We start from the raw sequence: 14,415 nt of genomic DNA, 5'->3' as shown, positions 1-14,415 counted from the left end.
TTCACTATCCCGTTCCCTTATCGTAATACCTTCACTGAGCTCAACACGCTTCTACCAGCTAAATAATTTTTTTATCCACTGAGCAGGCTGACTGTCACACTGGCTTTTCAACTGATTGTCTATATCCCACATAGGAAGTTTAAAGGTATTACCACAATCCAATTCAAGGCTACCATTATCAGTATAAGCAAAACCTAAAGTACTAATACCTTTAGGCCAAGGTAAGGATAAGGTTTCAGGAATACGATGATTTAGGTATTCCGCATACACTCTAAGTGCACCACTTGAACCGGTAAGTTTGGTTGGCTGATTGTCATCTCGACCAAGCCAGATAGTCGTCACTTCACGGCCATCGACTCCAACAAACCAACTGTCACGAGTATCATTACTTGTGCCCGTTTTTCCCGCTAATGCAGCCCAGCCAAATTTGCTATTGAGGTATCGCCCTGTTCCCTCCAAAACACCACGTTTCATAGCATAAGTAGTCAGCCAAGCGGCTTGCTGATCTATGGTCTGAGATGTTCTAGGTAAAGACTGGAATAACACCTTACCTTCTTTATCAACCACTGAACGCAATGCTGATAATGGCGAACGCTTACCAGAATTAGTTAGGGTTTGATACATTTGAGCAACTTGAAAAGGCGTCAAAGTGAAAGAACCGAGGAACATCGAAGGCACAGGCCTAATTTCATCAGGATCCACACCTAATTTTTCGAGTGTATTAATAACTTTAGGAATGCCCAACTGCATGCCTAACTCCACAGTCGGAACATTGAGCGATTTAGCTAATGCCAAATACAGTGGCACATCACCTCTGAATTTTCTGTCATAATTTCGTGGCGACCAAACGCTCCCTTTTGAGCCTTTTAAACTGATCGGCTTATCATGTAAAGTGGTTGCAAGGTTATAATTTTGGGGCTGTTCTAAAGCTGTTAAATACACAGCAGGCTTAACCAGTGAACCGATTTGACGGCTGGCATTCAAGGCTCGATTAAAGCCATCATAACCAGTACGTTTTCCTCCAACCATAGCGCGTATTTCACCAGTATGACGATCAACAGCAATCGCAGCACCTTCCAAAGATTTCCCTGCAACTTGGCTTAACTGAGGAATCTTTCTGGCAATCGCTTGTTCTAGTTCTTGCTGTGAAACAGGATCGAGAGAAGTAAATACCCTAAGCCCCAAATCTGACTGAAATACCCCACCCACTTTGTCTTTAAGCTCGATTTTAAGTTGCTGGAAATAAGCAGGCTGGCGACTTGCAATACGGGGGTTGTCTTGTATGTCCAATGGACGATTTACTGCCGTTTCGTACTGGCTTGCACTCAACACATCCTGTTGCATCATCAAGCGTAGCACCAGATCTCGTCGCTCTTTCGCTCTTTCTGGATAACGAATCGGATTGTAATAAGAAGGGCCTTTTACCATACCGACCAAGAGAGCAAGCTGGTCTATTCGCAGTTCCTGAATCGGTTGACCAAAATACAACCGGGAGGCTAGGCCGAATCCGTGAATCGCTTCTCCTCGGCTTTGGCCTAGGTAAACTTCATTGAGATAACCTTCTAAAATACGATCTTTGCTATATCGGTAATCAATAATCAGAGCCATATAAGCTTCACGCAGCTTGCGCCACAATGTTCGATCGCTGGAAAGAAATATATTTTTCGCGAGCTGCTGAGTAAGAGTACTTCCACCCTGAACCGTTCTACCGGCTTTCAGGTTTGCAACCATAGCTCTAGCGATAGCAAGCGGGGAAACACCATCGTGCTGATAAAAGTCTCTATCTTCGGTTGCAAGTAGCGCATCAACCATGATCTCAGGAAATTGATCTCGCCTGAGAAATAAGCGCTGCTCGTCATGATCCTTTTCTAGCATCCCCAGCATTTTGGGCTCAATACGCAGATAGCCAAGATCACCTGCTTTCTCCAATGACTCAATCCGCTTTAAGCTTGTAGCATCGAAATGAAGCATCACATGACGATCAGGTTCAGGACCATTGGTGAACTCAAAAGGACGACGAAACAATTCAATTTTGGTCGAAGAGGATGAATATTCCCCAGGGTAGCGAGGATGTCGAACTTTACGATAATTGAGTACATCTAACTCATTGCGCACTTCTTGTATTGAAATACTGTCCCCAGGAGCAAGATTTAAAATTCGCGCATACACGACAGTAGGTAAATCAAATAACTGACCTTCGAAGCGCTGCCTTACCACGCTATCAAGATACACACCAATAAAGACAATCACGACTAAGCCAGCAAGACTTGCTTTCCAAGCTACACTCCAAACTATTTGTAGCCAGTTGCGTTGATTCTTCTTTGAGCTCTTCTTCCTAGGAGATGGCCTTTTCGCGGTTTTAGGTTGTTTACTTTTAGAGGTTGTTTTCTTGCTCATGAGTTCAGTTGTCGCTTAGTTTTCGTCGTCGCCACATGATTAGCTGGATCATCAGGCCATACATGCTTGGGGTAACGCCCTTTCATTTCTTTTTGTACTTCTTTATACCCACTCGCCCAAAAGCTAGCCAAGTCGCTTGTTATTTGTAATGGGCGCTGCGCTGGAGAAAGCAATTCCACCAACAATTTTTTTCTTCCCTGTGCTATCTGAGGCGACACTTGTTGACCAAACATTTCCTGCATTCGTACAGACAAAACAGGATCTTGACCTTGTTTGTAACGAATCTTTTTCTTGGTCCCAGTGGGCAAAAAATAGTAAGCGGGTAACCATTTATCTATGTTCTGATTAAGTGGCCAAGAAAGATAGGACATTAATACGGGTTCAAGATCAATTTTTTTCATTGCTTGCAATGAGTTAACTCCAGTTAAGTATGGCTCCAACCAGTGTTCAAGGTTTTTCAATAATTCTGCTTCCGACGTTTCTGGCCATAGCTCTTCAGGTAGCCAATCAGCAGCGCAGCGGATGCGCTCAAGTAATTGCTTGCTGTTCTCCGACCAGTTTAATACAGCCAGTCCCTTGCGTCTTACATAGTTGAGTAAAGCTTTCGTGATTTTTTCAGGGGGAGGTGCTGGTAAAGGTGTTCGTTCAACAACCAAACGTCCAATACACTGTTGAGATTCTGCGATCAGTCGTCCTTTGTCATCATCCCAATCAAGATTATCATTGCTGTTAATGAGTTCAGGAAGCCACTGTTTGACAGATGATAATTCTAGCTCCGCAGCCAAAAAGATTCGAGAAGAGCCTGAGTGGGTTCGCATAAGATCTGCAATAACTAGATATTCTGAAGTCGATAACTTTTCCTCTTCCGCCAATTCAGCCCCATGCCCATTGGCAAGCAAAAACTTCCCTGCTTTTCCACTACGCAACTGAGCTACTCGGTCTGGAAAAGCGGCGGCTAACATGACGGCTACCAAAGATTCGTCAATAGAGTCAGTAGAAAAGCTCATATTAAGCTTGCGAGATAAAGCCATACCTCGTTGATACACCATTTGTTGCTGAGAATGTTTTCCTCGCTTGAAGCTATCAACCGAATGTGTAAAGTTGGCAATATTACGCTCAGGTGATTCCAATAACGCCGCCACTGCAGGTGCTGTGGAAAGCCATGCGGGGCTATTTGAATGGGTTAACATAGCTGCAATTCTTGGCTCTACTCCGAGTTCACAAGCTGTTTTTCCTCGGCTTGTTAATTGGTGTTTATTATCCAATAAACCCAGTTTAACCAGCAACTGTTTGGATTGTAAAAAGCTTGCTTGCGGAGGAATATCCAGCCACTTTAATTCTGATGGTTCAGAAGCACCCCATTGGGCAAGCTCTATCGCTAAACTGGATAAATCTGAGGACAGTATCTCGGCGGGAGGCACATTGGGCTGCTGATTTAACGAACTTTCAGAGTATAGCCTTATACAAATACCCGGCTCCAATCGCCCTGCTCGCCCCGCTCTTTGCTCTGCTGACGATTGGGCAATACGAACTTGCTCAAGCTTAGTTACCCCATTTTTAACATCAAACCTCGCAGTGCGCTGTAAACCTGAATCGAGAACTATACGTATGCCTTCGATGGTCAAAGAAGTTTCAGCAATATTGGTCGCAAGAACCACTTTACGCTGTCCTTCGCTAGGAGCTTGAATCGCTGCCTGCTGCTGTTGAAAATTCAACTGTCCGTATAAGGGGAAAATAGCCACATCATTGGGCAAGCTCGTTAAACCCTCAGCAACTCGTTTAATGGCTGCCATGCTAGGTAAAAACGCCAATAGTGATCCTGTTTCCTTACCAATTAAGCTTTGAATTTGTGCCACCACCGCCTGCTCATATCCCTGATTTGGTCTTAAAGGGTGATAGCGATATTCAACGGGAAAGCTTCGGCCCTGAGATTCAACATACTTAGCATCAGGCATCAGTTGACTAATAGACTCATGCTCTAGGGTTGCTGACATGACCACTAACTTAAGATCCTCTCGCAGTACATCCTGAATTTCTAGAGAAAACGCGAGAGCGGTATCTGCATGAATACTACGTTCACTAATTCGTCAAAAATGACCAAGGAGATACCAGTCAGTTCAGGATCCGTTTGGATCATTCGGGTTAAAATACCTTCAGTTACAATCTCTAGTTGCGTGTTGTTGCTAACCCTAGACTCCCCTTTCACTCGATAACCAACACGCTGACCAATACTTTCTCCAAGCTGCTGAGCAAGATAGTAGGCGATGTTACGTGCAGCTAGACGCCTAGGCTCTAACACAATGATCTTTCCATCAACCACATTTTCGGTTAATAGCTTTAATGGGAAGTGGGTCGACTTACCTGCACCTGGTGCGGCTTTAAGAATAACTTGGGAGTGAGTTTTGATGGCAGACAATAACTCTGGCATCACGCTCTCTATGGGAAGCTGTGACAAGGGTTAAACCTTATGATGTAATAATATAAATATTGTACATAAATCCAGTCTCAAATGAAGTTTGAACCTCAATTACAACCTGCGATATTGATTAAACGCTACAAACGTTTCCTTGCTGACATCCGTTTACCCAGTAATGAAGAGATTACCATACACTGCGCAAATACTGGTGCCATGACAGGCTGTGCAACAACTGGAGATACCATTTGGTATTCAACTTCTAGCAATACCAAGCGTAAATACCCGCATAGCTGGGAGCTAACCCAAACCAATAAAGGCAACACAATTTGTGTGAATACGGCTCGAGCCAATCAACTGGCAGTAGAAGCGATAGAAGCAGGAGTAATTAGCGAGCTTACAGGCTACGAACAACTCAAAACAGAGGTTCGATATGGAGATGAAAATAGTCGAATTGATATCCTGCTCATGTCAAGCGAGCACCCAAGCTGCTATATAGAAGTGAAAAGCGTGACATTACTTGATGAAGTACATCAGGGTCAGGGGTTCTTTCCCGATGCTGTAACCACTCGCGGACAGAAACACCTGAGAGAGCTCACAAAAATGGTCCAAAATGGATACAGAGCAGTACTTTTATTCACAGTTTTGCATTCTGGTATTGAAAAAGTCTCTCCTGCACACCATATAGACCCACAATATTCAAATTTATTGAAGAGCGCACAAGAACAAGGCGTTGAAATACTGTGTTACGCAGCACAGCTATCAAATACTGAAATGAAACTAGTAAAACCTATTCGTTTCATTGGTTAAGAGAAAAAATGGTGTCGTCTTCACATTGACAGCAAGTTTACTCTAGAGTGTTTGCCTCACTTTGTTCTTTTTGCTATAGATAGCCGCCTTAAAATCTAACTGCGAGCGCAGTGGATCAGGTGTAAGTAGGAGATGCTGCATGCCAGAATCAAAGAAAAAAGCGCTAGGCATCCTAGCCATTGCAGGGGTTGAGCCATATACAGAGAAAGCTGGTGAAGAATACATGTCACCAGAGCAGTTGGCTCATTTCACAAAAATTTTGACCGCATGGCGAAACCAGCTTAGGGAAGAAGTTGATCGCACTGTGCACCACATGCAAGACGAAGCGGCGAACTTCCCAGATCCCGTTGATCGTGCATCTCAAGAAGAGGAATTCAGTCTAGAGCTTCGTAATCGAGACAGAGAACGTCGACTTATTAAAAAGATTGAAAAAACACTCAATAAAATTGAGGAAGATGACTTTGGTTTTTGCGAATCTTGTGGAGTCGAAATCGGTATTCGTCGCTTAGAAGCTCGACCCACAGCTGATTTATGCATTGACTGCAAAACGCTTGCAGAAATTAAAGAGAAGCAAATGCAAGGCTAGCAGTGTAATCGATACGAGTAATAGAGGGAGCAATTGCTCCCTTTTTGATTTGTTAGAAAAGAATATCAAGATGACTTATATTGGCCGTTTTGCTCCTTCACCTTCAGGTCCACTGCACTTTGGATCCCTTGTCGCTGCACTAGGAAGCTACTTTCAGGCAAGATCTCAACGAGGAAAATGGTTGGTGCGTATTGAAGATCTCGACCCTCCAAGAGAAGTCAAAGGCGCGGCAGATCTTATTTTACGTACTTTGGAAGCTTATCACTTAGATTGGGATGATGACGTTGTTTATCAAAGTAATCGTCATGCCATTTATCAAGCACAATTGGAGAGCTGGTTAAGTTCCGACCAGGCTTATTATTGCGGATGTACGCGCAAACAAGTCAAAGCGATGGGTGGATTTTATAATGGAACTTGCCGTGATAGAAAGTTAACAGAAAATGGTAATTGCGCGGTTAGATTGCGTATGACACACCCAGTTGAAAGCTTTAATGACCGAAAACATGGCCAATTTTCTGTACCTCGCGAGCTTGCACAAGAGGATTTTATTGTTAAGCGCAGAGACGGTCTATTTGCCTATAATTTAGCAGTTGTGATTGATGACATTGCTCAAGGTGTAACTGAAGTGGTGCGCGGCGCTGATTTAATTGAACCAACGGGCAGGCAGATCAGTTTATATCATATTCTGAATCACTCTCCCGTCAACTACGTACATCTACCTTTAGCCTTGGATAACTCTGGTCAAAAACTGTCCAAACAAAATCACGCACCGGCCATTGACCTAAAGCAACCTAAACCCGCTTTAATTGATGCCATGCAATTTTTAGGTTTTGAATTAAATAAAGAAATTAAACAGAGTAATGTGAGAGGGATCATTGATTGGGGCATAGCAAACTGGAGAATTGATCAACTACCAGATGCAACCGAATTAACACCGCGATTCTCAAATAGCTCGCTGTAGGCTATTATTAGCCGCGAAATTAGCCCTAACAGCGTAAACGGAACCATAAGCCAGGCCCAAATAGGCGCACTCGAGTACTGGTGATGAGAGCCGCCAGAAATACGAGTAATTGATGCAGATGAATAAAAACGACCAAATACCAAATAAAAGCGACGTCTATCCAGAGTTATCTCTGAACGTCATCACACGCCAAGAACATAATATTTCTCGTAAACATATTAGTGATAACGCCCTCAAGGTATTATACCGACTTCATGGTGCTGGTTTTGAAGCCTTTCTGGTCGGTGGTGGTGTTCGAGATTTATTATTGGATCAAAGGCCTAAAGACTTTGATATCGCCACCAATGCAACGCCTGAAGAGATACGCCAACTATTTAAAAATTGCCGTCTTATCGGTCGCCGCTTTCGACTCGCCCACATTATGTTTGGCAGAGACATTATTGAAGTGGCCACTTTCCGTGGTCACCATCAGGAAAGCACAAAAAATGTCTCTCAGCAGTCCAAAGAAGGCATGCTTTTACGCGACAATGTTTATGGCACCATAGATGAAGATGCAGAGCGTCGCGATTTTACAATTAACGCTATGTATTACAACATAGGTGATTATTCCATTCATGATTACGCAGGTGGACATGAAGACCTTGAGGAGCGACTGGTACGCTTGATTGGCGAACCACAAACCCGCTATCGTGAAGACCCTGTTCGTATGCTGCGTGCGATTCGCTTTGCCGTGAAGCTGGATTTCGATATTGAAGAAGATACAGCAGCACCAATTGAAGGCATGTCGCACCTCCTGCAAGACATACCCGCAGCACGTTTATATGAAGAATCTCTCAAAATGTTGCAGTCTGGTTATGGACTAGAAACCTACCACCTAATGCGTGAGTACAACCTATTCCAACAACTATTTCCCTTAATTGCCAATGACTTTACTCAAGACTATTCATCAAAAACTGAACAAATGTTGGATTTAGTCCTAGATTCTACCGATATACGAATAGAACAAGGCAAGCGTATAAACCCTGCTTTCATGTTCGCCGCTATGCTTTGGTACCCACTTCTCGCACGCGCTGACATACTCATGGCCAAACGTAAGCTGTCGGAATACGACGCTATTATGGAAGCAAGCAATTATATTCTCGACGAACAAGTACGTACCATTGCCATACCTCGTCGTCATACAGCAACGATTCGAGAAATATGGCAATTACAGCTTCGTCTACCACGAAGAAACGGTAAGCGAGCTTTTCGTTTAATGGAGCTCAACAAGTTTAGAGCAGGCTTTGATTTTCTCGAAATGAGAGGAGAAGTCGAAACTGGCGACACAGAACAACTCGCCAAATGGTGGCAAACATTCCAAAATGCGGGACGTGAAATGAGACAAGCTATGGTCTCTGATTTAGAATCAGATGCGCCAGAGCAAGGCAAAAAGCGTCGTCGTAAGCCATATCGTAACAAAAAAAACAAGGTTTCATCTTCATGACTACGGTCTACATCGCTGTTGGGAGCAATTTATCTGACCCAGTAGCTCAAGCAAACAATGCAATTAACGCGCTTAAAGAATTACCAGAATCTGAGTTTATCAGTAGCTCTTTGCTATACACTAGCTCACCAATGGGTCCACAAGATCAACCTGATTACATCAACGCAGTAGTCAAAATCCAGACACAATTAACGCCAATACAATTGCTCGACTGCACACAAGCAATTGAGCTAGAGCAAGGACGTGTTCGTAAAGATGAGCGCTGGGGACCTCGCACCCTGGATTTAGACATCATTCTTTACGGCAATGAGGTGATTGATTCTGAGCGCTTAACTATTCCTCATTACGGAATGAAAGAACGCGAGTTTGTACTCTACCCACTGGCTGAAATTGCCCCAAGTATCACTCTCCCATGTGGGACCAGACTAGATGACTTGCTATCAGTTGTCTCGAAAAACGGTCTGCGTGTTTGGCAATCGTAGCCAAGCCCTGAAAGGAAAAATCATGAAAAAAGTTACCATATCTGATCTGATGAAGTGGAAGCAGGAAGGTCATAAATTTGCTACTTCCACCGCCTATGATGCGAGCTTCGCCCAGCTGTTTGAAAGTGAAGAAATGCCCGTTCTTCTGGTCGGCGATTCCTTAGGCATGGTTTTGCAAGGCGCTCCTGATACATTGCCAGTTACCGTCGAAGATGTGGCCTATCATACTCGCAGTGTGCGAGCGGGCAGCCCAAACTGTCTGTTAATGGCTGATATGCCCTTTATGAGCTACGCAACGCCTGAGCAAGCATGCGATAGTGCAGCTAAGCTAATGCGAGCCGGAGCCAACATGGTCAAAATTGAAGGGGGAGATTGGCTAGTCGAGACAGTAAAAGTCTTAACACAACGTGCGGTACCTGTGTGTGCTCATTTAGGGTTAACACCACAATCAGTCCACATTTTTGGTGGATTTAAAGTACAAGGGCGTGAGCAAGATAAAGCTGAGCGAATAGTTCGTGATGCCATTGCACTACAAGAAGCCGGGGCTCAAATTATTCTATTGGAATGCGTTCCTAGAGAGCTAGCGGCTCGTATCACAGATATCTGTGATGTCCCTGTTATCGGTATTGGTGCAGGTAATGCCACAGACGGACAAATCCTAGTTATGCATGATATGTTCGGTATCTCGGCAAACTACATGCCTAAGTTTTCAAAGAACTTCCTTGCTGAAACTGGAGACCTGCGTAAAGCGGTCGCCATGTACAAAGACGAAGTTGAACGTGGTGCTTTCCCAAGTCATGCCCACACCATTGCGTAAGGAGTTAACTAATGCAAACTTTTGCTGAGATTGCCACACTTCGTGAGCAAATCAAGCAGTACAAACGCGATGGCCGTAGTATTGCCTTTGTGCCAACCATGGGTAATTTGCATGAAGGGCACTTAGCTCTGATGCGCAAGGCTCGGGAGCATGCTGACATTGTTGTCGCGAGTATTTTTGTTAATCCTATGCAGTTTGAGCGTAGTGACGACTTGAACAACTATCCTAGAACACTCGAAGATGATCTAAGCAAGTTAGCTAATGAGGGCATAGAAGTTGTCTTTACGCCTACACCTGATGTCATTTACCCAAACGGAACAGACAAACAGTCTTTTATCGATGTACCAGGGCTGTCAAACATCCTCGAAGGCGTTTCTCGACCGGGGCATTTTCGCGGTGTTGCAACTGTAGTGACCAAGTTGTTCAACATTATTCAGCCCGAAGTTGCATGTTTTGGTGAAAAAGATTTCCAGCAGCTCGCTGTTATTCAAAAGATGACCGAAGATTTGGCAATGGACATAAAAATTGTCAACGTGCCGACCGTTCGCGAAATGGATGGCCTTGCCATGAGCTCTCGCAATAATCTATTAACCATGGATGAGCGCCAGCGTGCACCTGTTTTAGCTCGCACCATGCGCTGGATAAGCAGTGCAATACGTGGTGGGCGTGACGACTATGCCTCAATTATCGAAGATGCAAGTGATCAGCTTCGCGCCGCAGGGCTCCAACCTGACGAAATATTTATTCGCGATGCCAATAGTCTAGGTGTGGTAAGTACAGAGACGACTCAAGTCGTTATTTTAATGTCAGCATTTTTGGGGCAAGCTCGCCTGATAGATAATCAAGTTGTCGATCTAGCAACTGATACGAAAGAAGAAACTAATGTAGAATCGCCCTCCGAAAGCGCCGAGTAACATGAATAAAACGGATTAAATTCTTTTAAAGGCTGGGTGAATATCCCAGCCTTTTTATTTGACACATAAAGCTAACTTCTTAGTCCAATTCCCTTGGTGACTAAGTAGTGGGCAACAGAGTAAAGTAGAATCACAAATACAGCTAAAACGCTGAATGACTCTACAATACCTACATCGGAAATACCCAAAAATCCATAACGAAAGGCATTAACCATATACACTATCGGATTAATTTTCGATACTCCCTGCCAAAACTCAGGCAACAAGCTGATCGAATAAAACACACCGCCTAGATACGTAAGTGGGGTCAAAACAAAAGTTGGGATAATCGAGATATCATCAAATGTTTTCGCGTATACAGCATTAATTAGGCCACCAAGAGCAAAAACAATCGACGTCATTAATACGGTAAGAAAGATAATTCCCCAATGATCGACTTGAAGATCAACAAATAGCAGTGAAACCAAGGTGACGATAAAACCAACCAATAGTCCCCTAGTAACCCCTCCCATCACATAGCCAAATATAATCACATAATTGGGCACAGGCGCGACCAGAAGTTCTTCAATATTTTTTTGAAGTTTGGCGCTAAAAAATGACGAAGCGACATTGGAATAAGAATTGGTGATCACTGACATCATAATAAGGCCCGGAACAATATACTCCATATAGCTAAAGCCATTCATTTCACCAATTCGCGAGCCTATTAAGCTACCAAAAATAATAAAATACAAACTCATAGTGATAGCAGGAGGAACCAGTGTCTGAACCCAGATTCGAGTAAATCTATGTACCTCTTTGCCCAAAAGGCTACAAAAAGCGGTCCAATATAGACGATACATACTACTGCTCTCCCTGCTGAACAATATTGACAAAAAGCTCTTCGAGACGGTTGGCTTTATTTCTCATCGATAGGACCTTAATTCCCTGATCTGTTAACTGACTGAAAATTCTGTTTAAACCCTGGCTCTTCTCTATTTCAATTTCTAACGACCCATTTTGTATGCGTTGACTAATAACTCCTTCCAGTCTTGGCTCTCCTGTACCTTCTTCTAAATCAAGAATAAATGTTTCCACATCAAGCTTGCTCAATAAGTCCTTCATTGTGGTGTTTTCAATCAGCTCACCTTTATTGATAATGCCAATATTTCGACATAGCATTTCTGCTTCTTCAAGGTAGTGAGTGGTGAGAATAATAGTGATGCCTTGCTGATTAATTTTCTTAAGGAACTCCCACATAGAACGACGAAGCTCGATATCTACGCCAGCGGTAGGCTCGTCTAGAATCAATAACTTAGGCTCATGAATTAAAGCTCTTGCAATCATCAATCGCCTTTTCATGCCTCCCGACAAATGGCGAGCACGTTCATTTCGCTTGTCCCATAACTCAAGCTGAGTTAAGTATTTCTGCGCTCTTTCTTTGGCAAGCGCACGAGGAACACCGTAATACCCCGCTTGTTGCAGGAGAATCTGTTCTACGGTTTCAAACGGATTGAAATTAAACTCTTGAGGCACTAGACCCAAATTCTGCTTGGCTAACTCAAGGTTTTGTTCAATATCATAACCGAATACTCTCACCTTACCGGATGTTTTATTGACCAAAGATGAAATCACACCAATAGTGGTTGATTTTCCAGCGCCATTTGGACCAAGAAGAGCATAGAAGTCTCCTTCAGCCACATTGAGACTAATGCCTTTCAGCGCCTCAAACCCACCCGAATATGTTTTGCGAAGCTGTTCTATTTCTAATGCGTACATAGTATTCACTGCTAATAAAAGGTCATGTGTCTTGTGGTAGAAGTATTGGAAAAGTAAACCGACAAAAAGAGTGGCCGAAGATTTCCTAATCACCACAGCTGCAACTGAGTTTATCGCTGAATTCCTGCATATACAACCATTATTTCGATTCGATTAGAAATATAGAATCTATTAGAAAAATAACCCTAAAAGCAAGGAAAAACCGCTTAAACCCTCTAAATACAGGGGTTATAGAGACATCAGATGAGTAAGCGATGACTACAATTTAACGAGAAGGGAAACCAGACATTGTGTATAGTGGTGCAAGGTTCGTTAAGGAATAATTGTAAAATGCCGGAAATAAAACAGCTTTTTGACAACAACTCAAAGTGGTCTGAATCCATTAAGGCTGAACGACCAGAGTACTTTGCAAAATTAAAAGAAGGACAGAGTCCTGATTTTCTCTGGATTGGCTGCGCCGACAGTCGAGTTCCAGCCGAACGCCTTACTGGGTTGTATTCTGGTGAGCTCTTCGTACATAGAAATGTAGCTAACCAAGTCATTCACACTGATCTTAACTGTTTATCTGTAGTGCAATACGCAGTTGAAGTTCTTAAGGTAAAACACATCATTGTATGTGGTCACTATGGGTGCGGTGGCGTCAACGCTGCCATTGACAATCCTCAATTGGGACTCATCAATAACTGGTTACTCCATATTCGTGATAATTACCACAAATACAAGGCTCATATTGAATCCCTACCACGCGAGCAGTGGGGAGATAAGCTGTGTGAAATTAATGTCGCAGAGCAAGTCTATAACCTAGGCAACTCAACCATATTGCAAGGAGCCTGGGAGCGAGGCCAAGAGATCGAGATCCATGGCGTTGTATATGGTATAGGTAATGGTAAGCTACAAGACTTAGGTGTTCGCTGCTCTAGTCGCGAATCTCTCGAGTCTGGGCACCAAGAAGCCTTAAATAAGATTTTAGCTTCGCCTGTGCTTGGCTAAGCTTGCTTTGGCAACAATAAAGCCCTGCCTATTTATAAGCAGGGCTTTATTGTTGGTCTAAAATGAATCAATTTATTCTTGGGGGACCACTTTTCCTATGTACGGCAAATGACGATAATTTTGTGCATAGTCAATACCAACCCCCACGACAAACTCATCAGGAATAGCAAAACCTACCCAATCAACAGGGACTTCAACTTCACGGCGAGAGGGTTTGTCTAAAAGAGTGCAAATAGAAATGGATTTAGGTTCACGTAGAGACAATATCTCGTGTATTTTATTGAGTGTGTTACCTGTGTCGATAATATCTTCGATAATTAAGATATCCTTGCCTTTGATATCATCATCAAGATCTTTGAGTATTCTTACATCACGAGAGCTTTCCATACTATTGCCGTAGCTAGAGGCTGTCATAAAATCGACTTGATGGGTTAATTCAATTTTTCTAGCCAAATCAGCCATAAAGACAAATGAGCCTCGTAGTAAACCGATTAACACCAAATTTTCACTCCCTTGGTAATGTGCCGTGATCTCTCTTCCTAATTCACTTACCCGCTGTTGAACCTCTTGTTCAGAAATCATTACTTCTACTGTATGCTTCATATCAATCTCATTTTTCATTTAATGGAAATTTATTAGGCGAGGAATTCGGCACTAACCCAAGATTTAGACACATATTTTATCATCACTATGCCACAGGTAAAACGTTTGCCTGATTAAAGGCTGCAATAAATATATGCAACTACATGATCTCAAGCACGTTATTAATAAAAATGATTATTAAATAAACTGAAATCGTTGACT

12 protein-coding genes and 1 pseudogene are annotated in these 14,415 nt (G+C 43.1%); 8 read left to right on the top strand and 5 right to left on the bottom strand.

Annotated features, from left to right (window positions below; genetic code table 11):
- Positions 1-51: 51 nt before the first annotated feature.
- On the bottom strand, positions 52-2,397 hold the full coding sequence (mrcB, locus tag AAFM34_RS00970; protein WP_341659043.1) for a penicillin-binding protein 1B: 2,346 nt from the start codon (positions 2,395-2,397) through the stop codon (positions 52-54).
- A pseudogene (gene hrpB / locus AAFM34_RS00965) lies at positions 2,394-4,852 on the bottom strand (ATP-dependent helicase HrpB). Before hrpB ends, mrcB begins: the two are co-directional and overlap by 4 nt.
- Positions 4,853-4,906: 54 nt before the next feature.
- On the opposite strand from hrpB, the gene sfsA reads away from it, so the two are divergent.
- From sfsA to panC, 7 genes are all read left to right on the top strand, one after another.
- On the top strand, positions 4,907-5,620 hold the full coding sequence (gene sfsA, locus AAFM34_RS00960) for a DNA/RNA nuclease SfsA (RefSeq protein ID WP_341659041.1): 714 nt from the start codon (positions 4,907-4,909) through the stop codon (positions 5,618-5,620).
- Positions 5,621-5,759: 139 nt separating this feature from the next.
- Positions 5,760-6,206 (top strand): RNA polymerase-binding protein DksA, encoded by a 447-nt coding sequence (gene dksA, locus AAFM34_RS00955; RefSeq protein ID WP_341659039.1) that lies wholly within the window; start codon positions 5,760-5,762, stop codon positions 6,204-6,206.
- 70 nt (positions 6,207-6,276) lie between these two features.
- Entirely contained in the window at positions 6,277-7,167 is an 891-nt protein-coding gene (gene gluQRS / locus AAFM34_RS00950; RefSeq protein ID WP_341659037.1) for a tRNA glutamyl-Q(34) synthetase GluQRS, read from the top strand.
- 112 nt (positions 7,168-7,279) lie between these two features.
- Positions 7,280-8,650: a polynucleotide adenylyltransferase PcnB gene (pcnB, locus tag AAFM34_RS00945; protein WP_341659034.1), complete on the top strand. Its 1,371-nt coding sequence runs from the start codon at positions 7,280-7,282 to the stop codon at positions 8,648-8,650.
- Positions 8,647-9,132, top strand: a complete 486-nt coding sequence (gene folK / locus AAFM34_RS00940) for a 2-amino-4-hydroxy-6-hydroxymethyldihydropteridine diphosphokinase (protein ID WP_341659032.1) — start codon at positions 8,647-8,649, stop codon at positions 9,130-9,132. Before pcnB ends, folK begins: the two co-directional genes overlap by 4 nt.
- A gap of 22 nt (positions 9,133-9,154) precedes the next feature.
- On the top strand, positions 9,155-9,949 hold the full coding sequence (gene panB, locus AAFM34_RS00935; RefSeq protein WP_341659030.1) for a 3-methyl-2-oxobutanoate hydroxymethyltransferase: 795 nt from the start codon (positions 9,155-9,157) through the stop codon (positions 9,947-9,949).
- 11 nt (positions 9,950-9,960) lie between these two features.
- The gene (gene panC, locus AAFM34_RS00930) at positions 9,961-10,863 is read left to right on the top strand and encodes a pantoate--beta-alanine ligase (protein ID WP_341659028.1); all 903 of its coding nucleotides are present in this window, start codon (positions 9,961-9,963) and stop codon (positions 10,861-10,863) included.
- A gap of 71 nt (positions 10,864-10,934) precedes the next feature.
- On the opposite strand, the gene AAFM34_RS00925 is transcribed toward panC, so the two are convergent.
- Together AAFM34_RS00925 and AAFM34_RS00920 are read right to left on the bottom strand one after the other, a co-directional pair.
- Complete coding sequence (locus AAFM34_RS00925) at positions 10,935-11,705, bottom strand: ABC transporter permease (protein WP_341659026.1); 771 nt, start codon at positions 11,703-11,705, stop codon at positions 10,935-10,937.
- A 1-nt stretch (position 11,706) separates the two neighbouring features.
- Positions 11,707-12,621 carry an ABC transporter ATP-binding protein gene (locus AAFM34_RS00920; protein WP_341659024.1) on the bottom strand — a complete coding sequence of 305 codons (915 nt, stop codon included), beginning with the start codon at positions 12,619-12,621 and terminating at the stop codon, positions 11,707-11,709.
- Between the two features lie 330 nt (positions 12,622-12,951).
- Here AAFM34_RS00920 and can point away from each other — a divergent pair, with 330 nt between their 5' ends.
- Complete coding sequence (gene can / locus AAFM34_RS00915; RefSeq protein ID WP_341659022.1) at positions 12,952-13,611, top strand: carbonate dehydratase; 660 nt, start codon at positions 12,952-12,954, stop codon at positions 13,609-13,611.
- Between the two features lie 72 nt (positions 13,612-13,683).
- Here can and hpt read toward each other — a convergent pair whose 3' ends face one another.
- Positions 13,684-14,214, bottom strand: a complete 531-nt coding sequence (gene hpt, locus AAFM34_RS00910; protein WP_341659020.1) for a hypoxanthine phosphoribosyltransferase — start codon at positions 14,212-14,214, stop codon at positions 13,684-13,686.
- Positions 14,215-14,415: the final 201 nt, after the last annotated feature.

It is taken from the genome of Vibrio sp., from assembly GCF_038138445.1.
GTDB lineage: Bacteria > Pseudomonadota > Gammaproteobacteria > Enterobacterales > Vibrionaceae > Vibrio.
Note: the sequence above shows the minus strand (reverse complement) of the source record. Positions and strands in the feature narration are given on the sequence as shown.

Coding starts and splice junctions, on each gene's coding strand:
- dksA (WP_341659039.1), top strand. CDS start 5,760: ATGCCAGAATCAAAGAAAAAAGCGCTAGGCATCCTAGCCATTGCAGGG.
- panC (WP_341659028.1), top strand. CDS start 9,961: ATGCAAACTTTTGCTGAGATTGCCACACTTCGTGAGCAAATCAAGCAG.
- gluQRS (WP_341659037.1), top strand. CDS start 6,277: ATGACTTATATTGGCCGTTTTGCTCCTTCACCTTCAGGTCCACTGCAC.
- sfsA (WP_341659041.1), top strand. CDS start 4,907: ATGAAGTTTGAACCTCAATTACAACCTGCGATATTGATTAAACGCTAC.
- mrcB (WP_341659043.1), bottom strand. CDS start 2,397: ATGAGCAAGAAAACAACCTCTAAAAGTAAACAACCTAAAACCGCGAAA.
- folK (WP_341659032.1), top strand. CDS start 8,647: ATGACTACGGTCTACATCGCTGTTGGGAGCAATTTATCTGACCCAGTA.
- AAFM34_RS00925 (WP_341659026.1), bottom strand. CDS start 11,705: ATGTATCGTCTATATTGGACCGCTTTTTGTAGCCTTTTGGGCAAAGAG.
- panB (WP_341659030.1), top strand. CDS start 9,155: ATGAAAAAAGTTACCATATCTGATCTGATGAAGTGGAAGCAGGAAGGT.
- pcnB (WP_341659034.1), top strand. CDS start 7,280: ATGCAGATGAATAAAAACGACCAAATACCAAATAAAAGCGACGTCTAT.
- can (WP_341659022.1), top strand. CDS start 12,952: ATGCCGGAAATAAAACAGCTTTTTGACAACAACTCAAAGTGGTCTGAA.
- hpt (WP_341659020.1), bottom strand. CDS start 14,214: ATGAAGCATACAGTAGAAGTAATGATTTCTGAACAAGAGGTTCAACAG.
- AAFM34_RS00920 (WP_341659024.1), bottom strand. CDS start 12,621: ATGTACGCATTAGAAATAGAACAGCTTCGCAAAACATATTCGGGTGGG.